This is a genomic window from Blautia sp. AF34-10, assembly GCF_003477865.1.
GTDB lineage: Bacteria > Bacillota > Clostridia > Lachnospirales > Lachnospiraceae > Fusicatenibacter > Fusicatenibacter saccharivorans.
This window is the reverse complement of record NZ_QUED01000006.1, coordinates 38,789-61,935: the sequence shown is the minus strand read 5'-3', so window position 1 is coordinate 61,935 and position 23,147 is coordinate 38,789. Positions and strand designations below refer to the sequence as shown.

The window sequence follows — 23,147 nt, the reverse complement described above, 5'->3', positions numbered from 1 at the left end:
GATTTCTCGTGAATGCTGCATATGATGAAAGGAAGAAAGCTATGAGGAAGCAGGATATTTGCCTGCTTTTTCATAATTTTTTAAGTTAATCTTAAATTTAGCAAAAAATAACTTAAATTGAGTTGACAGTTATTTGCTATCATATTAACGTAATCTTAGATGTTAATAACGTCATAGAGGAACTAATAGATAAGTGACAGAAGGTAGGAAAGAACGTGGGACGAAGAAAGAAGGTCCGTCTGGAACAGATTGCAGTGCAGTGGAGAAAAGAAAATTCATACGGTAGATATAACAATTCTTCCGGAAGAGGTAACGGATACAACTCCATTTTATCTGATGTCATTAATTATTGCATAAGATTTTTGAAGGAGAGGCTTCCGGAGATTGAGACAGCAGCACTTGGAAATGAAGCTGGAATGATCGGTGCAGCAAGTTTACTGTAAAATATGGAGGAGATAAGATGAGAATTAATCCTGATAATAAAAAAATACGTTATAGTGGAAGGATTGACTGGGCGAATCCAAAAGAACCAATCTGGGTTTATCCATGTACATCTGTGGAATTTAAATTTACAGGAAAATATTTGAAAATTTTCCTGAGAAACAAAAACGAATACTGGCAGAATTATCTTGGATGTATTTTAGATGGAGTGCAGTCGTGTTATTATCTGGATAACGAGAAAGAGAATGAAATAGAGATTCGTGTTCCTGAGAATGAAAACGGAGAACATCATGTTCTTTTCTTTAAACGTCAGGATTCCTGCCATGAGATGCACATCCTTGGATTTGAAATTGAAGACGGAGCAAAATTATTGGAACTTCCGGATGCACAGACAAGAAAAATTGAAGTTTACGGAGATTCTGTATCAGCAGGAGAAGTGACAGAAGCAGTGGATTATACAGGAAAGACGGACCCTGAACATCAGGGAGGTTATTCTAACAGCTGGTATTCCTATGCCTGGATGACAGCACGTATGCTGAATGCACAGATCCATGATATCGCACAGGGCGGAATTGCATTGCTGGATGGACAAGGCTGGTTCCATGAGCCGGATCAGATTGGAATGGAAAGTGCCTGGAATAAAATCCGCTTCAATAAAACATTTGGTGAACTGACAGAATGGGATTTTAATCAGTATACACCGCAGGTTGTTGTCGTGGCAATTGGCCAGAATGATAATCATCCGTTTGATTACATGTCAGAAGACTATATGTGTGAGAAAGCAATTCTTTGGAGAGAACACTATACAGAATTTTTAAAAAAACTGCGTCAGGTATATCCGAAGGCATCAATCGTCTGCTGTACGACATTGCTTGAGCATGACAGTTCCTGGGACAAAGCAATTGACGATGTAGTGGTTTCTATGGGAGACCGTAAGATTTCCCATTGTATCTTTAAAAGAAACGGAGCAGCGACTCCAGGACATCTCAGAATTCCAGAAACCTATGAGATGGCGAGAGAACTTGCTGATTATATAGAGAATCTGGGAATCGAGGAATGGAAATAATTAGAATAGTAGAGTAATAAGAGGAAGATATCCTGGTGGTCTGATCCGGTTTTATTAGGACATTATCCGGATGAGGGATTGGTGCGTTATGAAAAATATCTTCCGAAAATCACAGAAGAAGATATGCGTCTGATCTCAGAACCGATCGATATCTATGGACAGAATATTTATAATGGAAGATGCGTCCGTATGGGGGAAGACGGAAAGCCACAGGAGGTTTGCCGATATGAAGGATTTCCTAAAACTGCGATCCAATGGCCGGTAACACCGGAATGTCTGCAGTGGGGACCGAAGTTTTTATATGAAAGATATCATAAGCCAATTTACATCACAGAGAACGGATTATCCTGCCATGATGTGATCTCATTAGATGGAAAAGTGCATGATCCAAACAGAATTGATTTTCTTGCAAGATATTTGCGAGAACTGAGAAAAGCAGCAGAGGAAGCGGATATCAGAGGATATTTCCAGTGGTCTTTGATGGATAATTTTGAATGGGCCAAAGGTTACTCATATCGATTTGGACTCGTATATGTGGACTACAGAAATCAGGAGAGAATTATGAAAGATTCCGCATTCCGGTATAAACACGTGATAGAAACAAACGGAGCAGAATTATAAATGGAAATAAAAGATCCCTTTTGGGGTTTATTTAGTAGCGTTAATAATAAATACTTGACAATTTATAAGGAGTGGTGTAGGGTAAAGGTGTCAAAGGAATTTCACCGGATTGGGTGTAATTCCGTTCACTATCCTATACGAAAAGAAGAGGTATTCATGATGAAAGAATTAAAGCCAATCAAAGAGGGTAAGGTACGCGAGATTTATGATAACGGCGACAGCCTGATCATGGTAGCAACCGACCGTATTAGCTGTTTTGATGTCATTCTGAACAATGTGGTAACAAAAAAAGGTACCGTTCTGACCCAGATGTCCAAATTCTGGTTCGATCTGACAGAAGACATCCTTCCGAATCATATGATCTCTGTAGACGTAAAAGACATGCCGGAATTTTTCCAGCAGGAGAAATTTGACGGAAACAGCATGATGTGCCGTAAGCTGGAAATGCTTCCTATCGAGTGCATTGTCCGCGGCTACATTACCGGAAGCGGCTGGGCAAGCTATCAGAAAACAGGAAAAGTATGTGGCATCGAGCTTCCGGAAGGATTAAAAGAATCTGACAAGCTTCCTGAGCCAATCTACACTCCGTCCACAAAGGCTGAAATCGGAGATCATGACGAAAATATCTCTTATGAGCAGAGCATCGCCCATCTGGAAAAATACTTCCCGGGAAAAGGAGCCGAGTATGCAGAGAAGCTTCGCGACTACACCATCGCTCTGTATAAAAAATGTGCCGATTATGCTTTAAGCAAAGGCATTATCATTGCAGACACAAAATTTGAGTTTGGTCTTGATGAAAACGGAAATATCGTAATCGGCGACGAGATGCTGACTCCGGACAGCTCCCGCTTCTGGCCTGCAGATGGTTATGAACCAGGCCATGGTCAGCCATCTTTTGACAAACAGTTCGCGCGCGACTGGCTCAAAGCCAACGATGGAAACCACGACTGGACTCTGCCGCAGGAAATCGTAGACAAGACGATCGAGAAATATCTTCAGGCATATGAGATGCTGACAGGAAAACCGCTGGCATAAAGAACATCATAGTGTTAAAAAGCTACAGGAGGCAGGTTCTGCCTCCTGTTTTTGCATATTTTGTGATAAGATCAGATGATAATCTGATACTCAAATGCGTGAAACATGTGATATAATGGGAAGAAAGACAGGATGCGAAGGAGGAAACACGATATGAAAATTGCTGCTGCAATTGAAAAAATGACAGATTTTTATAAGGGAAATATTCATGATATTTATCATTTTCTGAAGGTATGGGCCTTTGCAAAGAACATCGGCGAGGCGGAAGGACTGGATCCAAAAACACAGGAAACGCTGGAGATGGCAGCTGTTGTCCATGATATTGCCTGCCCGCTGTGTCGGGAAAAATACGGAAATACCAGCGGAAAGCATCAGGAAGAGGAAAGTGCGCCGCTCGTTGCAGAATTTTTCAAAGATGTACCGGCAGGAGAACTGGATGTCGAACGCATCACATGGCTGGTTACGCATCATCATACCTATACAAATGTAGAGGGAATGGATTACCAGATCCTGCTGGAAGCCGATTTTCTGGTCAATGCCGGCGAGAGCGAATATTCAAAACAGGCGATTGAAAATTTCTGCAGAAAAGTATTTCGGACGGAAGCGGGAACGCATCTGTTGAAGAGTATGTTTCCGGAGAAGGAATAAGGTCATGAAGTGTGACATCCCGAAGTATCTGGATGCTACCTTATGGAACAGGGGATTTGTGGATACAAACGGCAAATACTATGAGCTTTGGAATGCGCAGGCACAGTATTATACGGAGTAAAATTTTGGCAATCTGTCGGCAGAAGCCATTCACAGAGAGATTGACGGTACACTGAAACGGCTGGGAACAGATTATCTGGATCTGTATATCATTCACCGTTTTGACTACAAAACTCCGATTGAGGAAACAATGGAAGCCCTGAATGTATGACCGCACTGGCATGGCAATGGGCGAAGGGAGTCAGCTCCCCGATTATCGGTGCGACCAAGGCGGCGTATCTGGAAGATGCGGCAAAAGCCTTCACTGTAACATTAACCGATGACGAAATCGCGTATCTCGAAGAACCATATATACCGCACCGAATCGTTGGTGCCATTGATCACAATCTGGCAGATGGGGTTATGCTGCTGGATGAAAAGAAATAATTGTTTCGTAAAAAACTATGGCATGTAAAACGCCGTCAGACTTGTTGTAGTCTGACGCGTTTTGCGTTAGGAAGCTCTTCGAAGAAACATCTATATTATTTCGTTTCCTGTCCCGCTTTCTTCCGGAACAGTTCTTTTCCACAGCTGATGACAATGATGACACCAAGAACCATCAGCAGAATGGCGATGATGAGCTGCAATCCCTCAACGAGGAAGACAGCGGTTCCTGCTCCATACGCTTTTACAAGTGCGATGACACGCTCTACCAGTGCGGTAAAGGTGACGCAGAGCATGATGATAAGCGGCGGGAACAGGGTTCTGTTTTCACGGCCGGTGACTTTCAGGAAGACACAGAGCGTGATCAGAACGAGTGCACTCAGCATCTGGTTTGCACTTCCGAACAGCGGCCAGATATTGGCATATCCGATCTGGGTCAGGATGTAGCCGCAGAGCAGAGTAACAATGGTAGAGAAATATTTATTGCAGAGCAGCTTTCTCAATCCGGCAGCATGTTCCATATCATCGACAGTGAACAGTTCCTGGAAGGACATACGGCCGATTCGTGCAACGGAGTCAAGACTGGTAAGTGCCAGCGCCGATACACACATAGTCATGAAGCACTGTGCTCCGTATACCGGGATGCCGAACATTTCCAGAAATCCGGCAACACCGGAAGAAAAGATCGCAAATGGCGTTCCGACAGCAGCCGTACCGTCTGCAGAAGCAGCAGCACCGGCAACGCAGAGGGCGAGGACGGCAAGCAGGCTCTCCAGAACCATAGCTCCGTATCCGACTTTCTGCATATCTTTTTCATTCGCAATGGTTTTCGAAGAGGTTCCAGACGATACCAGGCTGTGGAATCCGGAAACAGCACCACAGGCAACGGTGACAAACAGGATCGGGAACAGATCTCCGGATGCCGCATTGTGGAAACCGGTGTACATTGGAAGATTCATTTTCGGGTGTGCAACAACAAGTCCGACAACAGCGCCAAGGATCATGCCGGCAAACATAAAGGTTGTCATAAAGTCACGCGGCTGCATCAGAAGCCACATCGGAAGGACAGCGGCAAGAAAGATGTAGGCAAATACCAGATAAGTCCAGGTTGCTTTGCTTGTTACAAGCGGTACATTCATGCCGATTGCAAAGGCTGCAACAGTGCAGGCAAGGCCGAGTACCATTTCTTTCCAGCCTTTCCACTGCAGTTTTTTCTGGAGCAGTCCGAAGACAACAGCAAAAGCGATAAATAGCAGGGAGATGCTTCCGGCAGCGCCGTTTACAGTTGCCTGGGCAGAAAGCTTTGTGACGCCGTCAACCGTTTCGTAAGCATTAAATGTTCCGGCAACCATATCTGCAAAGGCGGCGATAACGATCAGTGTAAAGAGCCAGCAGAAGAGAAGAAACAGTTTTTTTCCTGTTTTGCCGATGTATTTCTCAATGAGAAGTCCCATGGATTTTCCTTCGTTTTTGACACTCGCATACAGCGCACCGAAATCGGTAACAGCACCAAAGAAGATACCGCCGATCAGGATCCATAAAAGGACGGGAACCCATCCAAAGACAGCGGCCTGAATGGCACCGGTGACAGGGCCTGCACCTGCGATTGAAGAAAACTGATGGGCGAATACGGTCCATCCATCGGTAGGGACGTAATCCTGACCGTCATTTTTTGCAACGGCAGGTGTTTTTGCTTTAGGATCGATGCCCCATTTCTTTGCCAGCCAGCTTCCGTAGAAGGTATAACCTGCTATCAGACATACGGCGGCGATCAGTACAATAACCAACGTGTTCATAATAAAATTCCTCCTCGTTCAAAAATGATATTTCCAGTTTACATGGATTCCAAATGGAAAAAGAAAAGGGAAAAGGCAATTGTGTTGGTATGCTTGGAAACAAAAAAAGCTTCGTCTCCCTGACTTATGCAAGAAGACGAAGCTTTCAAAAACGCTCCGCGTTACCACTTCTAATTATCGGCTGTTTCTTTTGGTCGATCACTCAGACAAGATCCCCGATGATACACTTTCCGGTGAATCTCTTCTCTGCTAACGGTGAGAGGCCGGTCCGGACTACTTTCCATTTCTGGTTTCGTCTGTACAGCTCACAGGGGATTGTTCTTTAGGATACCTGCCATCTCGCACCAGCCGATGGTTCTCTGCAAAGGTTCACCCGAAAAATGTTGTCCTGCTCATTGCTTTTTTCTGATCCCTTTTTTCTTTTGAACACTTTGCATTATAGACTCATTTTTCGGTTTGTCAAGCAATTTTTTAAAAAATATCATGTTTTTTCCCTGAAAAAAGTAAAAATCTATTTCTTGACACAAAAAACCAGAATTTTTATAATAGAAGAAAATGCGCAGAACCAGAAGGATTCTGCGGAAAGGTGGTATTTTTGTATGGGGTATTATGACAAAGAACGTGTAAGGGGATTTTTGCACAATCAGGACGGTATTATTGTGAATGATTTCGGAGAAGAGGTGATTCTCCGCGGCTGGGGCATGGGAAACTGGGATAATCCGGAAGGATTTATGCTCGGTACCCAGAGCGGCTTTGGACTGTTCGAGCCTGGAAAATATGCGCCGATGGGACGCATGGACCGTGGAAGAAGTATGGACCAGATTCTACGGGAGACCTGCGGAACGAAATATGCGGAGGAGTTCTGGAAACGCTGGAGACGGCTGTATCTGACGGAGGAGGATATTGCACTTCTCTCCAGACGCGGTTACAATTCCGTGCGTCTGCCGATCCGCGCAGGAAGCTTTCTGTATGAAGAGCCGGGGATTACGTATAATGAAGATTCCTTTGCCATGCTGAATGATGTTCTCGACTGGTGTGAGACGTATCAGGTTTATGCTGTCGTAGATTTCCATGCGGCAACGGCAGGCCAGTCCGGAATTCCGTGTGATGACGGCGTGGACAATGGACAGCATCTGTATGACGATGAAGAATCGATGGAGCGGATGTTTCTTCTGATGGAAGAGTTTATGAGAAGATACAAAGACCGCTGGATCATCGGCGCATATGACTGTATCAACGAGCCGATCTCCATGACGCCGCGCCGCGAGGAGCTGACACCGAAGCTGATCTATTTTTACGAGGAAATGATCCGTCGCTGCAGAAAGATCGACCAGAAACACTTATTTTTGCTGAATGGTACACAGTTTTCCTCTCTTACATATTTCTTTAATCATGAGTTTGACCCGGAATACCACAACTGGGGCATCAGTCTTCATGCGTATGAGATGGTTGTTCCGGAGGTAGCTTCTCTTGCCAGCGTTCTCCGTACCTGCCGGGAACAGAAGATCTGCCTGTGGATGGGCGAGACAGGAGGAAGAAATGAGCACGCATGGCAGACAACGATGTATGAGATTCTTGCCGAGTACCACGCCGGTTATAATCTGTGGTGCTGGAAAACGGTAGAGGGAGCAGGATGTGCTTCGATTCTGAACTTTAATGTTCCGGATGAATGGCATCTGATTACCGATTATGCAATTAATGGAGCTGCAAAACCGTCCTACGAGCATGCGCAGGCCATCTGGGACAGCTACCTGGAATGCCTGGCGGTCGATAAATGCAAAGAAAATACGCAGTATCATCCTTATCTGCTTCGAGAGGGCGATTTTGAGATCCCGGCGATCGGCTACAACGCGCTGCCGATGGATTCACACCGTGGTCTTAGTGATCTTCCGAATGCTGCCGGATATCGTCTGTATGACCGGTTTGAATTGGTTTATGAAAAAGGATATCATCCTGAACCGGCCGGGTTTGCCGCACCGGGTCCGATCAAACATCTGAGAGATCATGTACAGCTTCAGCTGGGAGCAGGAGAGTATGCTTCCTATACAATCCGTGAAAAAGAAACCTATACCGTTTCTGTAACTTACTGTGCAGACAAAGAGGTGAAGGTACAGGCAGCTATTCAGGGAGAGACTCTTTTTGAAGGGGTAATGCCTCCTGCCGGTGAGAAAGTAACTTCGGATGTTCATCCATATTTTGCATATGAAACAGCACCGAACACACTCGAACGGTTCACACTCGGTACCGTTACAGGAGAAGGCATTCTGAAAATAGAGGTTCTGGACGGATGTGCACGGTTCGGACAGATTGTGATTCGGAAAAGTGAAAAATAGCAGAACATAACGTTTCTTTATGAGAAATAAATAACAGATCTATCTGCCCGCAGGAATCAAAAAAATCCGACGGGCAGATTTTTTGATTTTTTTCAGTTTTCCATTGACAATTGCATCACTGGTGCTATAATAAAAACAAGCATATGAATAAATGTTCATATGAACAGTGAAAATGAAAAAGGAGATCAAAAGCGATGAAGAAAACGTATAAGATCGATGTTGACTGCGCAAACTGTGCAAACAAAATGGAAGAGGCTGCAAAAAACACAGCAGGTGTAAAGGATGCTACCGTAAACTTTATGATGCTCAAAATGATCGTTGAGTTCGAAGACGGACAGGATCCAAAGAGCGTTATGCAGGATGTTCTGAAAAACTGCAAAAAAGTTGAGGATGACTGCGAGATCTTCCTCTAAAATAAAAAACTTTCATCGGCGGATGGAAGAAAAAGCTGGAGCAGAATAGATTCTAAAACCTGTCTGCGGTTCAGCTCGAGAAAAATCCAGTATTTTCTCTCTGGAGCAGCGGATTTGGATCTGTAAATCTCTGGGATGAAATGCTGGATTTTTTCATCCGGCGGTAAGAACAAAGGAGGCATATGTATGAATAAGAAACAGAAAAAGGTTCTCATCCGCGTCATTGTTGCATCGGTTCTTCTGATTCTCTGCGCGGTACTGCCGACAACCGGCTATGTGCGATTTGCAACCTTTATGGTTCCTTATCTGGTCATCGGATACGATATCCTGAAAAAGGCCTGGAAGGGAATCCTGAACAAACAGGTATTTGATGAAAACTTTCTGATGGCTGTTGCAACGGTCGGTGCCATTCTGCTTGGCGAGTATCCGGAGGGCGTAGCCGTTATGCTGTTTTACCAGATCGGCGAACTGTTCCAGAGCTATGCTGTCGGAAAGAGCCGCCGGAACATCAGCGAACTGATGGATATCCGCCCGGATTATGCAAATATCGAGGTAGACGGAAAACTCGAGCAGGTTGATCCGGATGAAGTTGAGGTTGGCACAATCATCGTTGTACAGCCTGGTGAAAAGATTCCGATCGATGGTGTGATCGAAGAAGGAAACACCACACTGAATACCAGTGCCCTGACCGGAGAGAGTGTTCCGCGTGACGCCCGGGAGGGAGACGAAGTCATCAGCGGATGTATCAATATGTCCGGTCTGATTAAAGTAAAAACAACGAAAGAGTTTGGAGAGTCCACCGTATCCAAAATTCTGGACCTTGTGGAAAACTCCAGCTCCAAGAAATCAAGATCCGAGAACTTTATTTCCAAATTTGCGAAATACTATACACCGGCCGTCTGCTACGGTGCGCTGGCGCTGGCAATCCTGCCGCCGCTGGCACGGATGCTGTTTTTAAGTGCCGCTCCTGAGTGGAGCGTATGGATTTACCGTGCGCTGACCTTCCTAGTTATCAGCTGCCCTTGTGCACTGGTCATCAGTATTCCGCTCAGCTTCTTCGCCGGTATCGGCGGCGCAAGCCATGAAGGTGTCCTGGTGAAAGGTTCCAACTATCTGGAAACACTTTCCCAGACCAAATACGTTGTATTCGATAAAACCGGTACCATGACACAGGGTGTCTTTGAAGTAGCCGGTATTCACCACAATACGATCAGTCAGGAAGATGTTCTGGAATACGCAGCACTTGCTGAGTGTGCTTCGAGCCATCCGATCAGCAAGAGTCTGCAGAGAGCATATGGAAAACTGATCGACCGAAGCCGTGTCACGGACATCGAAGAGATCAGCGGAAACGGTGTAACAGCAAAGGTAGACGGTAAAAATGTCGCTGCCGGAAATGCAAAACTGATGGAGCGCCTTGGCGTTGATTATATCGACTGCCACAGCGTCGGCACCATCGTCCATGTTGCTGTAGACGGCAAGTATGCCGGACATATCCTGATCTGTGATATGATCAAACCGCATGCGAAAGAGGCGATTCAGGCGCTGCGGAAATCCGGTATTAAAAAGACGATTATGCTGACCGGAGACTCCAAGCGGATAGCCGATCAGGTAGCTGCAGATCTTGGAATTGATGAAGTTTACAGCGAACTGCTTCCTGGTGACAAAGTAAGTAAAGTGGAAGAGCTGCTTGCCGCAAAGACAGAAAAAGAAAAACTTGCCTTCGTAGGTGACGGCATCAACGATGCACCGGTACTGTCCCGTGCCGATATCGGTATTGCGATGGGAGCACTTGGTTCCGACGCAGCAATTGAAGCAGCTGATATCGTTCTGATGGACGACGATCCGCTCAAGATTTCCAAAGCAATTCACATTTCCAGAAAATGTATTCACATTGTTTATGAGAATATTTATTTTGCAATTGGTATCAAAGTATTGTTCCTGCTTCTGGGAGCCATCGGTATCGCTAACATGTGGATGGCAATTTTCGCAGATGTCGGAGTTATGATTCTGGCGGTTCTGAATGCAATTCGTGCTCTGTTTGTGAAAAATCTATAGAAAGACGAGGACACAAAATGGCAAAAATCAATCCGGAAGAAGCTGATCTGTGCTGTGACTCCTGTGAGGTTCATGAAAATCTGGTAAAGATTGTCAATGAGACCATGCCAGATGAAACAGAGCTTTACGATCTGGCAGAGCTTTTCAAGGTATTTGGTGATTCCACGCGGATCCAGATCCTGTTTGTCCTGTTTGAGGCAGAGGTATGCGTCTGCGACCTGGCAGAAGCACTGCACATGACACAGTCCGCAATTTCCCACCAGCTTCGCATTCTGAAGCAGAATAAGCTGGTAAAGAGCAGACGAGAAGGAAAATCGGTGTTCTACTCTCTTGCAGATGGTCATGTACGGACAATCATCGCACAGGGACAGGAGCATATTGAAGAGGATTAAAAAAAGCATAAGATAGCAGAAACGTCCCGCAGATGAGAAATTTCATTTGCGGGACGTTTCTGCTTTTCACATTCATTCTTTATTTGATAAACCATGCTTCCCGAACATGTTGTTTTAGAAGGTTCCGTGCATTTTGGAAGCTGTTTTTTTACTTTGTTTACATAACCGAATTATGTAAAGCATTTCTTGAATTTCATGATTTATACTCATCGGAGTAATACGGAATGCAGAGATACATACCGTCCGTGATCTGGTTGGAACTCAGGTGATTAATCTCACGGACCTCAGCAATGTAACTGGAAATATCGGAGTATTCTTCTGTACGGTATTCTTTGGCGATGTCCCACAGTGTATCGCTGGAAGAAACGCGGATACTGGTGTAGTATTTGTAGGTTGGAGCTTTCGGCTCACTGTCTGCCTGCGTATTCTGCGGCGTGAAGTGGAAGATTAAAAGAAATGTGACGGCAACCAGAGACAGGAGAGCGGCGGCTGCGCGGATCTGCAGTTTTCTTCTCTGGATTTTTCGTCTTTCTCTCAGTGATTTTCTTTTCTTTGCATTGGTACTCATGTAAAATTCCCCCTTGATTTGTGATAGAAGAGTAGTTGTGCTATGTGAACATTTGTTCTTTCGAATATATGTTCATTATAATAAAAGAACGTATGTTTGTCAATGCGAAATACGAACAAATTTTCGAAACTTTTGTTTGCGTTCCGGTGGGATTTATGGTAAAATTTATTTGGTATATTTTAAGCAAATATCGTATAGAAAGAGGGGACTACCCTAATTCATATAAAAAACGAAACGACAGGAGGAACATACGATGGCTGGAGACAAAAATAAACTGACAGAGAAACAGAGACAGATTCTCGAATATTTAAAACAGGAAATTTTGCAGAGAGGATTCCCGCCGTCTGTGCGTGAGATCTGCGAAGCGGTTTCCCTTCGTTCTACATCCTCGGTACATGCACATCTGGAAACACTGGAGCGGAAAGGCTATATCAAACGAGATGCAACAAAACCGAGAGCCATTGAAATCTGCGATGAAGGATTCCATACCAGCCGCCTTGGTGCAATCCAGGGAATTGCATCGGAAGACACCGCATCCCAGAGTGAGGTTGCACAGATTCCGCTGATCGGCAAAGTAGCTGCCGGAGAACCGATTCTTGCGGTAGAGAATATTGAAGGATATTTCCCAATGCCGGTAGACCGTCTGCCAAACGCAGAAACGTTCCTTTTAAAGGTACAGGGCGAAAGCATGGTAAATGCAGGTATTTTAGACGGTGACCTTGTTCTTGTGGAACAACAGGCAACTGCGGAAAATGGAGAAAAAATTGTCGCTCTGGTCAATGATTCCGCTACAGTAAAAACATTCTACAAGGAAGACGGTTATTTCCGCCTGCAGCCGGAAAACGATGAGATGGATCCGATCCTTGTGAATGATCTGCAGATCGTAGGAAAGGTAATCGGAGTATTAAGATTTTTATCCTGAAAAATAAAAGAAGAAAATAAAAAATGTTGTGAAAAAACGAACAAGAAATCGGCCTGTAAAATTCGGCGGTTTCAGAGGAAAAACCGGTGATTTCTGAAAGTAACTCTTCAACTATTCGAAAAACCTGCGTTTCCCGAATAGTTATATAGAAGAAATACTTCTTTCATTTTCCCGGTTTTCTGTTTAGAAAGGCTCATTTGCAGTTATGAAATCAAAAATTACGTATCACGAACAAACCGATATGGAAAATACACTGAAGCTCCGCGAGGTTCTGAAGACGCTTCCCTCTTTTACTTCCGAATTTTTCCGCGGCATCAGCACAACGACATCGACCAGCACACGGATCAAATATGCATATGACCTTCGGATCTTTTTTCAGTATCTGCAGAAAGAAAATCCGGAACTTGCCAAAATTCCCATGGATCAGATGTCCGTTGATGTGCTTGACCAGGTCACTGCACTTGATCTTGAGGAATACACAGAATATTTAAAGGCTTATATCGGTTCCCAGGAATCTTATACACCAACGGGGAAAAAGGCCTGAAACGAAAATTGTCGGCACTTCGGACGTTCTATTCCTATTATTTCAAAAAGGAACTGATTGAGACAAATCCTACGCTGCTTATCGATATGCCGAAGCTCCATGAAAAAGAAATTATCCGTCTGGAGCCAAATGAGGTTGCGGAGCTTCTCGATTTTATTGAATCCTGCGGCGACGGGCTGAGCAATCATCAGCGGGCCTACTATGAAAAAACAAAGGAACGTGATTTTGCAATCATTACTCTTCTGCTTGGCACGGGAATCCGTGTGTCGGAATGTGTCGGGTTAGATATTGAGGATGTCGATTTTAAAAACAATGGCATCAAAGTGCTTCGAAAAGGTGGAAATGAAATGTTTGTCTACTTTGGAGATGAAGTTGCCGAGGCACTGAAAAAGTATATCGAAGTCCGCGCAGGTATTACGCCTGTGGCAGGACACGAACACGCACTCTTCTATTCAGCGCAGAGAAAACGGATCAACGTCAAGACGGTGGAAAATCTGGTGAAGAAATATGCGTCCCAGGTGACGACAACGAAGAAAATTACGCCGCATAAACTGCGTAGTACGTACGGTACGACGCTGTATCAGGAAACAGGCGATATTTATCTTGTTGCGGATGTCCTCGGCCATAAGGATGTCAATACGACGAAGAAACATTATGCTGCCATGGACGATGCAAGGCGCCGTCAGGCTGCCACAGCGGTACGGCTGCGGGAGTCCATGCCGGAGCATGAGGAATAAAAATATATCAGAAACCCAAAGAGGAATCAACAGGGATTATATCCCATTCGTTGATTCCTCTTTTTTATGGAGACGACTTCTCTCCTGCTTTTTTTAAGTTACTCCGCCTTAATTGCCCAGCGCATTTTCGTTGAACTTGCACGGCTGTTGCGGATGCATTCTTCTTTGGAAGGACGAATGACTTCTTTTGAATATTCGGAATAAATACCGATCTGATACAGTCCCTTCATGGACTTTTTCACAAGCCGGTCTTCGCCGGAATGGAACGTCAGAATTGCCGCTCTGCCGCCCGGAGCAAGAGCATCCGGAAGTTTTTCCATGAATGCTTCCAGAACCTCATATTCGTTGTTTACATCGATCCGCAGTGCCTGGAAGGTGCGGGCGCAGGATTTTTTGATGGCTTCTTTTTTCTCGTCTTTCGGAAGAAAATCCAGTGCTTCAGCGATCAGATCACGCAGTGCAAACGTAGTGTCAATTTTCTTTCCTTTCCGAAGTGCCCGCGTAACAGCCTGGGAAATTTCTTTTGCATACGGTTCATCGGCGTTTTCAATGAGCATGCCTTCCAGTTCATCGCGTGCAACCGTGCGCAGACGCTCGGCCGCGGAAATTCCTGCCTCCGGATTCAGGCGAAGATCCAGCGGTCCATCATATTTGTAGGAAAAGCCGCGCTCCGGATTATCAATCTGCATGGAGGAAACACCAAGATCCGCCAGAATGAAGTCAAAGGGGCCGTATTCGGCAGCAACCTGATCAATATTGGCAAAATTCTGATGAAGAATCGTTAAAATCTCAGGGCCGTACCCCTGCGCGGCCAGTCGTTCTTTTGTTTTTGCCATCTCGATCGGATCGACATCCAGCGCACAGAGATGCCCTTTTCCCTGCAGGCATGCAAGCATACGGGAACTGTGGCCGCCGTATCCGAGTGTTGCATCAAGTCCGTTCTGTCCCGGCTCGATCTTGAGAAAATCGAGGATTTCATCTACGAGAATCGGGATATGCATGCCGGCCGGTGTGCTTCCCTTTTGGATCACATGCTCAATGGTCCCCTGATATTTCTCCGGATTCAGTTCTTTGTATTTCTCATTGTAATTCCGCGGATGTGTGCCTTTGTAGCGGACGCGGCGTTTGTGTTCTTTCTGTTCTTCCATAAAATGTTCTCCTTATACTTCAAATATATTTAATCGAACATGTGCGTTCGAATATTTTCCAGATCAATTGGTTCTCCTGTCATCGGCTGCAGAAAGTGCAGTTTCCAGGCATGGAGCGCGGCACGGGTACCGCCGTCGCGGACTCCGTAGAGCGGATCTCCGAAAAGTGGATGTCCAATAGATGCCATGTGAAGGCGGATCTGATGCGTGCGGCCGGTTTCCAGACGGCAGCACACGACGGCCCAGAAAGGATCCTGAAGGACAGCCTCGTAGTGTGTAGTAGCCCACAGGCCGTTCCCTTCTTTACAGATACGCATTTTAGTGATACGTTTCCCAGACGGATCGAAAGAATCAGGGTCATCTCCTGGAATTTGCTCCATGGAAAGACGAATGGTTTCTTTTTGCGTTTCTTCGGAAAAGGGATGGTGTACCAGAGCCAGGTATTCTTTTTTCAGCGCGCCGCTCTCCCGCTGCCGGGACAGTCTGGCAGCAGCCAGCTGATTCTTTGCAAATAGTACCAGACCCGATGTATCTTTGTCAAGACGGCCGATGCAGCGGAGTTCAGAAGGCGCTGTCGGTGTTTTTAACAGGGATGCGGCAGCATGTGTCAGGGAATCGGAATAATGGCCGTGGGAAGCGTGGCAGACCATACCGGATGGCTTGTCTGCGACACAGAGATCACTGTCCTCATAGAGAATCCGTACGCCGGCAGAATCACCTGATACCGGCAGAACCTGATCTTCGGAAAGGTGGGGACACTTCTGCTCATATCGAAAAGTGATCGTATCTCCAGTCTGGACGACTGCATTTGTGCGGCAGGAAACACCGTTTTTCTGAATTCCATCCGGAATATATTTGGCATGGCGGATTTCACGTGGTGTCAGGTGCAGAAAACGTTTTAGAATTGTTTCCACCGACAGTCCCCCCTGTTCCGGAAGGACAAAGTGACACAGCTGCTGATAGTCAAATTGCGGCATAAAAGATTTTCTCCTCTTCACAAGTTCACATAATCATTTTATGTAAACTGTATAAATACAAACAATTCAGCACGATGATGGTACACTATCTCTAGACAAAAACAGGTTTCACAGATCCTCTAAGATCACCGTAAACGGCCCATCATTCACCAGTGATACTTCCATCTCAGCCCCGAACACTCCCGTTTCGACAACAGGAACCTGTTCCCGTGCTTTCGCGACCATATATTCATACAGTTCTTCTGCTCTGTGCGGCTCGCCTGCTTCCGTGAAGCTTGGACGGTTTCCCTTTTTACAGTTGGCATACAGGGTAAACTGTGAAACCATCAGAAGCTGTCCATCCACATCTGCCAGGGACTTGTTCGTCTTTCCATTTTCATCTTCAAAAATACGCAGTCCCAGCAGTTTTTTCATATACTTGTCTGCTGTTGCTTCATCGTCCCCCTGGCCGACACCGATCAGAACCAGAAAACCTTTCTGAATCGATCCGACAACCTTCTCTTCCACCGAAACACTTGCTCTTTTTACACGTTGTATAACAATTCTCATCTTTAAAATCCTTTCATAAAATGACCCTCCTCTTATTTTTAAGAGGAGGGTCGTTTCTCCTATGTTCTGTTTTGATCAGGTGCTGAAAATCTTGCGGATTCCCGCTTCTTTAACTTCAATTGCCTGTTTGATCATATCTACGGTTCCATCGATACCGAATACACTGCTGTTCAGGCACAGGTCGTAGCTGTCTACCTCGCCCCAGCGTTTGCTGGTGTAGTAATTGTAGTAGCTTGCACGCTGTTTGTCGATCTTTGTGATCTTGTCTTTTGCTTTTGCATCGGAAAGATCATACAGCTTTGCGATACGGCGGATGCGATCCTGCATATCTGCTTTAATAAAGATGCTCAGCACGTTCGGATTTTCCTCCAGTGCATAATCTGCACAGCGGCCTACGATGACACACGGACCGTCCTGCGAAATCTTCTTGATGGCATCAAACTGTGCCAGAAATACCTTCTGGTTCAGCGGCATATCCATCATGGTAGATCCATAGCCGAAGGAGTAACTGTCCATAACCAGAGAGTATAAAAAGCTGTTGGTTGGTTTTTCATCGTGGTTTTCGAACAATTCCTGGCATAATCCGCTGTCCTTTGCTGCTCTCTCCAGCAGCTCTTTGTCATAGTACTTAATTCCCAGGTCATCCGCTAAAATCTTACCAATGGAATGTCCGGCGCTTCCGTACTGACGTCCAATCGTTATGATAGTTTTCATATAATCCGCTCCTTTCCATTCCGTCACAATAATCTGCTTTCACAGATGTAGTAACTCGCGTTTTTTCGTTACATCCAGTATACTACAGAATTCACAGAAAGTACAGAACATTTTGATAAAACTTATACAAATTAACTATATACTTTTTAAAATATCATTCTTTTTAAGCGGTTTCAGACATTTTTTCGAAACTGCAGCAACAGATTGGAAAAATATTCCGGAATCGGCGCCTCAAACTCCATATAGGCACCGGTCCGTGGATGGATAAATCCAAGTACCATCGCATGCAGCGTCTGTCCCTGCAGGTTTTTCACCGGGCATTTCTTCGGGCCATAAACCGCATCGCCAAGCAGCGGATGCCCGATACTTGCCATATGGACACGGATCTGATGCGTCCGGCCGGTTTCCAGCTGGCATTCAATATACGTATAATTTCCAAAGCGTTCCAGCACACGGTAATGTGTGACCGCCGGTTTTCCGTTCCGTTCATTAATCGCCATCTTTTTCCGGTCTGTCGGATGGCGGCCGATTGCACCGCGCACGGTTCCCTCGTCCTCTTTCAGATTCCCATGGACAATTGCCCGGTACTTTCGGGTAATGGAATGTACAGAGAGCTGTTCTGCGAGGCTCTGGTGGGCGAAATCGCTCTTACAGATAACCAGGGCACCCGTTGTGTCCATATCGATTCTGTGGACGATTCCGGGGCGCAGAACGCCGTTGATGCCGGAGAGATTTCCGCGGCAGTGATACAGAACCGCATTGACCAGTGTTCCGCTGCTGTGGCCTGCCGCCGGATGTACGACCATCCCCTTGGGCTTATTGACGACCAGAAGATCATCATCCTCGTACAGAATATCAAGCGGAATGTTTTCTGGCTCCACGTTCAGTTCTTCCGGTTCCGGCAGAAGCACCAGAACGGCATCACCGGCGGCAACCTTACTGCTTGCTTTCTGCGTTTTTCCGTTGATCGAAACCTTTCCGTCTTTTAAAAGCTTCTGCAGAAAAGAACGGGAACAGTCCGAAAAAGATGCGGCCAGGCACTGATCAATCCGTTTTCCGTCAAAATCCGGTGTAACTTCCAAAATCCGTTCTTCTTCAGCCATCGGACTCCTCCTTTTTGGCGTTTTTATGCAGAAATGCGAAGTCTTCGTCCTTGTAGTACAACAGATACAGCAGTAAAAAGACAGCGACCGATACGGTGACATAAATATCAGCTACGTTAAAAACCGGAAAGTTGATCAGCGAAACGTAGATGAAATCAACGACATAGTGATTCAGAAAACGATCGTAAAAATTTCCGACCGCACCAGCCGTCAGAACAGTCAGCACGGCAAAAAGCGGTAAAAAGCGGCGTGTCTTTGGAAGCTTGTAAAAGACGATCACCATGACGATCAGAAACAATACCGTCATCATAGCAAACAGCCAGTACTGATCCTGCAGAAGTCCGAATGCCATACCGCGGTTTTCCAGATAAAACAGCTCCAAAACCCCTGGAATGAGCTCGATCGACGGCTGGTCCTTCAGATACTGCACTGCCAGTGATTTTGTATACTGATCTGCTGCAAGCAGAAGGACAATCGCTGCCGCGCAAACCAGATAAACGGCCAGCGGAGAAAGTTTTTTACTCTTCATCGATCAGATCTCCATTAATAGAATTGATAGCTTCCAGCATTTCTTCATCTGTAACCGTGCGGTCCACCACAGCATGGCCGACAGACTCCAGAAGGATGAATTTGATCGTACCCTGTTCCATTTTCTTGTCCGATTTTGTTGCAGCCAGAATATCTTCCGATTTCAGGCCGTCCACGGTGATTGGCAGATAGAAACCGACGTTCATATCACGAATCTCGTAAAACTCTTCATCGGAGAGATAACTTCTCTTGTAGGAAATATAGGCAGCAGCAACGGTTCCAAGTGCAACGCACTGGCCATGGAGCAGTTCGAAGTTTTTGAGCTTTTCAATGGCATGACCGATCGTATGGCCAAGATTTAAAACGGCACGCTCTCCCTGTTCTGTTGGGTCATTTTCTACAACCTGGCGTTTGATATCGCAGCATTTCTGGATCATTTTCGTTAATACCGGCTCAATCCGCTCTTCGATCTCAGACATGTGATTGATGGTCCAGATGTAGAATTTTTCATCGCGGATCAGACCTGTTTTCAGGACTTCTCCCATACCGCAGGCAAACTGTTCTCCGTTCAGGGATTTTAAGGTTGCCATATTCATATAGACAAGACGTGGATGATGGAATGCACCGACCATATTTTTGTACTGGTCGAAATCGACGCCCGTTTTTCCTCCAACGCTGGAATCTACCTGTGCAAGCAGTGTCGTCGGAAGCTGGATGAAATCAATGCCGCGCAGATACGTTGCCGCCGCATAGCCGGTCAGATCCCCAACGACACCGCCGCCGAGTGCGAATAAAATGTCTTTTCTCTCAAAGTGGTTTTCAATCAGATGCGTGTACAGATCTTTGACGGTATCCAGATTTTTGCTTGCTTCACCAGCCGGGAAAACAAATGCGGTTACGGTCTCAAACAGCGGGGACAGTACATTTTTTACCTCTTCCAGATACAGTTCTGAAACCGTGCTGTCTGTGACAATGCAGGCCTTTTTTGCAGGGAGTTTTAAGTTCTCCACACAGCCGGCGAGGCGTTCGTAGCTGCCGTCCCAGACAATTTCATAAGAAAATTCAGTAGATGTGCCTTCTCTTTTAACGGTAAGTGTTTTCATAAATTATGCCTCCTGTATGTTCTTTCATGAAAAAAGCATCAGAATCCTGCATCTGATGCTTTTCCTTTGTTACTAAGCAAATCAATAATTGATCCAGTGGATCCATTTTAATTTACTGCAAAGATAATTTTCTTTAATAATCGGTACGGATATTTGGAAGATCAAAAGCTCCGCTTAAGATATCCTGGATGTCACCGGAAATTTCTACGCTGGACGGTGTCAGGATGAAAATATAGCTGGAAACTTTCTGCAGACTTCCGCTCATGCAGTAGCATGCACCACAGCAGAAATCAATGATTCTCTGGGCAATATCCACATCAATGCCTTCTAAGTTAAGGACAACGGTACATCCGGCCAGAAGCGTATCCGCGATTTCACGGGTATCCTCCATGGAAGCCGGTTTGATGACGCATACTTCCATATTTAATGCACCTGCTTTCTTTCTCATTGGAGTAACTTTCGAGGAAACCGGAGCAGCTGGCTTTGGAGCTCGTGCAGCAGCAGCCTGGCTTGAAGCGGTGGTCTTTGGCGCCGGCTGTTTACGCGGTGCAGTGTGAACCGGTTTCGCCTGCGGCTCTTCCTCTTCGTCCTCATCCTCGTTCTCCAGTTTACGGAAGAAACGTTTCTTTGGTTTTTCTTCTATATCATCGTCTTCTTCATCGAAGAAGCTATCCGAATCAGCATCCTCTTCCTCGTAATCGTCGTTCAGCCGGATGGCATCCAGAAATTTGTCTAAAACACTCATTCTTATACTCTCCTATTTTTAGTCCTGTGGCATTTGGCCAGACAGCCGTGCAGAATGCGCGGGGTCACTCTTCTTGGAAAGGCTTCCTGTTATCTTTTACTGTAATCCCGTTCGCCAAAGACTCCGGTTCCAACCCGTACTAAAGTGGCGCCTTCTTCTACTGCTACTTCGTAATCGCCGGTCATGCCCATGCTCAAAATGGCCATACGTACATTATTAATGTTTTGGCGGCAATGTCAACACTTAATTCCTTTAATTTGCGAAAAACCGGACGATTTTCTTCTGGATCTTCCACATACGGTGCAATGGTCATAAGTCCCTCCACATGAATTGCCGGAAGTTTTGCGATTTCTTCAATCAATGGAAGGGTTTCCTCTACGGAGACACCAAACTTGCTTTCCTCGCCGGCAACGTTTACCTCGATCAGGATCGGGATTTCGCAGTTGTGCTTTACCGCTTCCTCACTGATCGTTTTTGCCAGACGAAGAGAATCGACAGAATGAATCAGGGCAACTTTTCCTGCAATGTATTTTACTTTATTCCGCTGCAGATGACCGATCATGTGCCAGTGGATATCCTTTGGCAGCACTTCCTCTTTTTCTGTCAGCTCCTGCACTTTGTTTTCACCGAAATTGCGTTCGCCAAGATCATAGATTTCGGAAAGCATTTCGACCGGTTTTGTCTTGCTGACCGCAATCAGGGTAACTTCCTCCCGGTTCCGTCCGGCTCTTTTGCAGGCTTCTGTAATTTTCTTCTGGACTTCTTCATAGTTCTCTTTCAGCATATCTTTCTAACCTCCAGTATTTAATGCACAATATCTTCTTCACTGACGGTGGATGCATTTTCCACAATATAATCATACTGCGAAATGCCGTATTGCGTTTGTTTTTTTATGATAGAATACTCCGCATTCTGATCGACGATCTGAATTTTGCGGAATACAGCATATCCTTTGTTGATGCAGTAAACACCCTGCAGCGGAACCGTTTCTCCAATCTGATACGTTGTGGCGGAATCCTGTGCACGAAGTATATCTCCATCATTAAAAGCGGCCATGTCGACGTAATATTCGACCGGATTATCATTTTCATCATTGACCTGCTCATAGATCGTGGCGTTTACAAATTCTGTCACCGGCTGTCCGTTATCATCCAGCATGACATTTCCTTTTTTATCGGTCTTTTCCCGCAGGAAACCGGAAGAATTGCTGTCTCCGCCCTGTACGAGCATCTGCGCCGGGATTTTATAGAAATCTTTTTCCGTGATGGCAGTATTTGGAATTTTCAGTCCGCTTCCAGTGTTTGTGACCAGCTCTATTGAAAGAAAACGGTCTTCCGCATAACGGATCATCCCGCTTGTAAACGAAATGACAGCATAGTTCTGATCGTTAATGGACTTTAGATTCAGCGTTCCCGTCTGTGTTTTTCCGTCTTTCAGAAATTTAACTTTTATCGTACTGAAATTGGAAAGTGTAACGACCTGCTTATTCGTCACCGGAACGGCAATTTCCCACTGCTCATCTGTCACCAGACGGTATACTGCATTTCCAGGCTCCGTCTGCGCGCCGGAATCAAAGGAAACCACAGAGGCTTTCGTAGAGAAAAGCTCCGGCGTAAGGCTGTCCTCCGTATAGCTTTCATATCCATCACTGCCGTAGACGACAACACCGTCCTGATCTGCATAAAATATCGTCTGTGATGAGGAATCTCCGTTTTCAGCGGCAGCGGCAAGCAGCTTTGCGGAAAGTTCTGTTTTCAGCTGATAAATGCCGGAAAAGGAACTGGAATCATAATCAGAAGAAAAACGTGCGAGCGAGGAACGAAGCGACGTTCTCGTTGCCGCATCTGCCGCAATACCAGAGGTATCGGCATTTTCTGTTGCGGAAATCCCATAAACAGCGCTTCCGCGGCTGATTTTCGATGCATTTGGGGTATAGAACTGAACATATCCGCTGCCGGAGGAAAGCTGCACACTCTCTGTCCGCATGGCGAATGCGGTATAGGTATCATTCCGGGATAAAGTTCCCTGCACAACCTGAAAAGATTTGATATGATCGGCGGTCAGGTAAAAGAAAAGTGAAACTGCCATATAGAAAAAAAGGGCTCCAAAGATGATATTTCCAATATTCAACGCTGGAAAAGGGAAACGGATTCTCGAATGCCGGCGGCTGTTCTTTTTCTGCTTAGACAAAATGTATGCTCCTTTTATTGTTTAATCCATGCGCTA

Annotated in this window: 23 protein-coding genes and 2 pseudogenes; 13 read left to right on the top strand and 12 right to left on the bottom strand. The window is 45.6% G+C overall.

Annotated elements, in window-relative coordinates:
* Nucleotides 1-215 precede the first annotated feature (215 nt).
* From DWZ60_RS05350 to DWZ60_RS19330, 7 genes are all read left to right on the top strand, one after another.
* Nucleotides 216-443, top strand: a complete 228-nt coding sequence (locus tag DWZ60_RS05350) for a hypothetical protein (protein ID WP_117812784.1) — start codon at nucleotides 216-218, stop codon at nucleotides 441-443.
* A 17-nt stretch (nucleotides 444-460) separates the two neighbouring features.
* Nucleotides 461-1,507 carry a GDSL-type esterase/lipase family protein gene (locus DWZ60_RS05345; protein WP_119221359.1) on the top strand — a complete coding sequence of 349 codons (1,047 nt, stop codon included), beginning with the start codon at nucleotides 461-463 and terminating at the stop codon, nucleotides 1,505-1,507.
* Nucleotides 1,508-1,534: 27 nt separating this feature from the next.
* Entirely contained in the window at nucleotides 1,535-2,128 is a 594-nt protein-coding gene (locus DWZ60_RS05340) for a family 1 glycosylhydrolase (protein ID WP_117804971.1), read from the top strand.
* A gap of 159 nt (nucleotides 2,129-2,287) precedes the next feature.
* Entirely contained in the window at nucleotides 2,288-3,163 is an 876-nt protein-coding gene (locus DWZ60_RS05335; protein ID WP_055217859.1) for a phosphoribosylaminoimidazolesuccinocarboxamide synthase, read from the top strand.
* A gap of 153 nt (nucleotides 3,164-3,316) precedes the next feature.
* Nucleotides 3,317-3,811 (top strand): HD domain-containing protein, encoded by a 495-nt coding sequence (locus DWZ60_RS05330; RefSeq protein WP_117508936.1) that lies wholly within the window; start codon nucleotides 3,317-3,319, stop codon nucleotides 3,809-3,811.
* 133 nt (nucleotides 3,812-3,944) lie between these two features.
* Nucleotides 3,945-4,082 carry an aldo/keto reductase gene (locus DWZ60_RS20645; protein WP_334294879.1) on the top strand — a complete coding sequence of 46 codons (138 nt, stop codon included), beginning with the start codon at nucleotides 3,945-3,947 and terminating at the stop codon, nucleotides 4,080-4,082.
* The gene (locus DWZ60_RS19330; RefSeq protein ID WP_330422121.1) at nucleotides 4,079-4,297 is read left to right on the top strand and encodes an aldo/keto reductase; all 219 of its coding nucleotides are present in this window, start codon (nucleotides 4,079-4,081) and stop codon (nucleotides 4,295-4,297) included. The genes DWZ60_RS20645 and DWZ60_RS19330 overlap by 4 nt, the downstream gene beginning before the upstream one ends.
* 95 nt (nucleotides 4,298-4,392) lie before the next feature.
* Here the strand turns inward: DWZ60_RS19330 and DWZ60_RS05320 are convergent, their stop codons facing one another.
* On the bottom strand, nucleotides 4,393-6,090 hold the full coding sequence (locus DWZ60_RS05320) for a carbon starvation CstA family protein (protein ID WP_119221358.1): 1,698 nt from the start codon (nucleotides 6,088-6,090) through the stop codon (nucleotides 4,393-4,395).
* Between the two features lie 599 nt (nucleotides 6,091-6,689).
* On the opposite strand from DWZ60_RS05320, the gene DWZ60_RS05315 reads away from it, so the two are divergent.
* From DWZ60_RS05315 to DWZ60_RS05295, 4 genes are all read left to right on the top strand, one after another.
* A complete protein-coding gene (locus DWZ60_RS05315; RefSeq protein ID WP_158576319.1) occupies nucleotides 6,690-8,423 on the top strand; it encodes a glycoside hydrolase family 5 protein in 1,734 nt (577 codons plus the stop codon).
* A gap of 194 nt (nucleotides 8,424-8,617) precedes the next feature.
* Nucleotides 8,618-8,836, top strand: coding sequence for a cation transporter (locus DWZ60_RS05310; protein WP_055266075.1), 219 nt, complete (start codon nucleotides 8,618-8,620; stop codon nucleotides 8,834-8,836).
* A 186-nt stretch (nucleotides 8,837-9,022) separates the two neighbouring features.
* Nucleotides 9,023-10,891: a heavy metal translocating P-type ATPase gene (locus DWZ60_RS05300; RefSeq protein WP_119221356.1), complete on the top strand. Its 1,869-nt coding sequence runs from the start codon at nucleotides 9,023-9,025 to the stop codon at nucleotides 10,889-10,891.
* 17 nt (nucleotides 10,892-10,908) lie between these two features.
* Nucleotides 10,909-11,283, top strand: coding sequence for an ArsR/SmtB family transcription factor (locus DWZ60_RS05295; RefSeq protein ID WP_055217845.1), 375 nt, complete (start codon nucleotides 10,909-10,911; stop codon nucleotides 11,281-11,283).
* Nucleotides 11,284-11,476: 193 nt separating this feature from the next.
* On the opposite strand, the gene DWZ60_RS05290 is transcribed toward DWZ60_RS05295, so the two are convergent.
* Complete coding sequence (locus tag DWZ60_RS05290) at nucleotides 11,477-11,851, bottom strand: LysM peptidoglycan-binding domain-containing protein (protein ID WP_119221355.1); 375 nt, start codon at nucleotides 11,849-11,851, stop codon at nucleotides 11,477-11,479.
* A gap of 253 nt (nucleotides 11,852-12,104) precedes the next feature.
* On the opposite strand from DWZ60_RS05290, the gene lexA reads away from it, so the two are divergent.
* Together lexA and DWZ60_RS05280 are read left to right on the top strand one after the other, a co-directional pair.
* Entirely contained in the window at nucleotides 12,105-12,773 is a 669-nt protein-coding gene (gene lexA, locus DWZ60_RS05285; RefSeq protein ID WP_119221354.1) for a transcriptional repressor LexA, read from the top strand.
* 205 nt (nucleotides 12,774-12,978) lie between these two features.
* Nucleotides 12,979-14,054: pseudogene (locus DWZ60_RS05280) on the top strand (tyrosine-type recombinase/integrase).
* A 98-nt stretch (nucleotides 14,055-14,152) separates the two neighbouring features.
* On the opposite strand, the gene rsmH reads toward DWZ60_RS05280, so the two are convergent.
* The 10 genes and pseudogenes from rsmH to DWZ60_RS05230 form a co-directional block, all read right to left on the bottom strand.
* Nucleotides 14,153-15,202: a 16S rRNA (cytosine(1402)-N(4))-methyltransferase RsmH gene (gene rsmH, locus DWZ60_RS05275; protein ID WP_055266069.1), complete on the bottom strand. Its 1,050-nt coding sequence runs from the start codon at nucleotides 15,200-15,202 to the stop codon at nucleotides 14,153-14,155.
* A gap of 29 nt (nucleotides 15,203-15,231) precedes the next feature.
* Complete coding sequence (locus tag DWZ60_RS05270) at nucleotides 15,232-16,179, bottom strand: RluA family pseudouridine synthase (RefSeq protein WP_055217841.1); 948 nt, start codon at nucleotides 16,177-16,179, stop codon at nucleotides 15,232-15,234.
* Nucleotides 16,180-16,287: 108 nt separating this feature from the next.
* Nucleotides 16,288-16,728, bottom strand: coding sequence for a D-aminoacyl-tRNA deacylase (gene dtd, locus DWZ60_RS05265; protein ID WP_022462865.1), 441 nt, complete (start codon nucleotides 16,726-16,728; stop codon nucleotides 16,288-16,290).
* 75 nt (nucleotides 16,729-16,803) lie between these two features.
* The gene (locus DWZ60_RS05260; RefSeq protein WP_117508930.1) at nucleotides 16,804-17,442 is read right to left on the bottom strand and encodes a cytidylate kinase-like family protein; all 639 of its coding nucleotides are present in this window, start codon (nucleotides 17,440-17,442) and stop codon (nucleotides 16,804-16,806) included.
* Nucleotides 17,443-17,615: 173 nt separating this feature from the next.
* A complete protein-coding gene (locus DWZ60_RS05255; RefSeq protein WP_117801150.1) occupies nucleotides 17,616-18,545 on the bottom strand; it encodes an RluA family pseudouridine synthase in 930 nt (309 codons plus the stop codon).
* Nucleotides 18,538-19,074, bottom strand: a complete 537-nt coding sequence (gene lspA, locus DWZ60_RS05250; RefSeq protein WP_022462862.1) for a signal peptidase II — start codon at nucleotides 19,072-19,074, stop codon at nucleotides 18,538-18,540. Before lspA ends, DWZ60_RS05255 begins: the two co-directional genes overlap by 8 nt.
* The gene (gene aroB / locus DWZ60_RS05245) at nucleotides 19,064-20,176 is read right to left on the bottom strand and encodes a 3-dehydroquinate synthase (RefSeq protein ID WP_055217839.1); all 1,113 of its coding nucleotides are present in this window, start codon (nucleotides 20,174-20,176) and stop codon (nucleotides 19,064-19,066) included. The genes lspA and aroB overlap by 11 nt, the downstream gene beginning before the upstream one ends.
* Nucleotides 20,177-20,309: 133 nt before the next feature.
* A complete protein-coding gene (locus DWZ60_RS05240; protein ID WP_055217838.1) occupies nucleotides 20,310-20,921 on the bottom strand; it encodes a cell division protein SepF in 612 nt (203 codons plus the stop codon).
* Between the two features lie 89 nt (nucleotides 20,922-21,010).
* Nucleotides 21,011-21,705, bottom strand: a pseudogene (locus tag DWZ60_RS05235) (YggS family pyridoxal phosphate-dependent enzyme).
* A 20-nt stretch (nucleotides 21,706-21,725) separates the two neighbouring features.
* Nucleotides 21,726-23,009, bottom strand: coding sequence for an HlyD family efflux transporter periplasmic adaptor subunit (locus tag DWZ60_RS05230; protein WP_147397723.1), 1,284 nt, complete (start codon nucleotides 23,007-23,009; stop codon nucleotides 21,726-21,728).
* Between the last annotated feature and the right edge of the window lie 138 nt (nucleotides 23,010-23,147).

Coding starts and splice junctions, on each gene's coding strand:
- DWZ60_RS05345 (WP_119221359.1), top strand. CDS start 461: ATGAGAATTAATCCTGATAATAAAAAAATACGTTATAGTGGAAGGATT.
- DWZ60_RS05335 (WP_055217859.1), top strand. CDS start 2,288: ATGAAAGAATTAAAGCCAATCAAAGAGGGTAAGGTACGCGAGATTTAT.
- DWZ60_RS05330 (WP_117508936.1), top strand. CDS start 3,317: ATGAAAATTGCTGCTGCAATTGAAAAAATGACAGATTTTTATAAGGGA.
- DWZ60_RS19330 (WP_330422121.1), top strand. CDS start 4,079: ATGACCGCACTGGCATGGCAATGGGCGAAGGGAGTCAGCTCCCCGATT.
- DWZ60_RS05320 (WP_119221358.1), bottom strand. CDS start 6,090: ATGAACACGTTGGTTATTGTACTGATCGCCGCCGTATGTCTGATAGCA.
- DWZ60_RS05315 (WP_158576319.1), top strand. CDS start 6,690: ATGGGGTATTATGACAAAGAACGTGTAAGGGGATTTTTGCACAATCAG.
- DWZ60_RS05310 (WP_055266075.1), top strand. CDS start 8,618: ATGAAGAAAACGTATAAGATCGATGTTGACTGCGCAAACTGTGCAAAC.
- DWZ60_RS05300 (WP_119221356.1), top strand. CDS start 9,023: ATGAATAAGAAACAGAAAAAGGTTCTCATCCGCGTCATTGTTGCATCG.
- DWZ60_RS05295 (WP_055217845.1), top strand. CDS start 10,909: ATGGCAAAAATCAATCCGGAAGAAGCTGATCTGTGCTGTGACTCCTGT.
- DWZ60_RS05290 (WP_119221355.1), bottom strand. CDS start 11,851: ATGAGTACCAATGCAAAGAAAAGAAAATCACTGAGAGAAAGACGAAAA.
- lexA (WP_119221354.1), top strand. CDS start 12,105: ATGGCTGGAGACAAAAATAAACTGACAGAGAAACAGAGACAGATTCTC.
- rsmH (WP_055266069.1), bottom strand. CDS start 15,202: ATGGAAGAACAGAAAGAACACAAACGCCGCGTCCGCTACAAAGGCACA.
- DWZ60_RS05270 (WP_055217841.1), bottom strand. CDS start 16,179: ATGCCGCAATTTGACTATCAGCAGCTGTGTCACTTTGTCCTTCCGGAA.
- dtd (WP_022462865.1), bottom strand. CDS start 16,728: ATGAGAATTGTTATACAACGTGTAAAAAGAGCAAGTGTTTCGGTGGAA.
- DWZ60_RS05260 (WP_117508930.1), bottom strand. CDS start 17,442: ATGAAAACTATCATAACGATTGGACGTCAGTACGGAAGCGCCGGACAT.
- DWZ60_RS05255 (WP_117801150.1), bottom strand. CDS start 18,545: ATGGCTGAAGAAGAACGGATTTTGGAAGTTACACCGGATTTTGACGGA.
- lspA (WP_022462862.1), bottom strand. CDS start 19,074: ATGAAGAGTAAAAAACTTTCTCCGCTGGCCGTTTATCTGGTTTGCGCG.
- aroB (WP_055217839.1), bottom strand. CDS start 20,176: ATGAAAACACTTACCGTTAAAAGAGAAGGCACATCTACTGAATTTTCT.
- DWZ60_RS05240 (WP_055217838.1), bottom strand. CDS start 20,921: ATGAGTGTTTTAGACAAATTTCTGGATGCCATCCGGCTGAACGACGAT.
- DWZ60_RS05230 (WP_147397723.1), bottom strand. CDS start 23,009: ATGGCAGTTTCACTTTTCTTTTACCTGACCGCCGATCATATCAAATCT.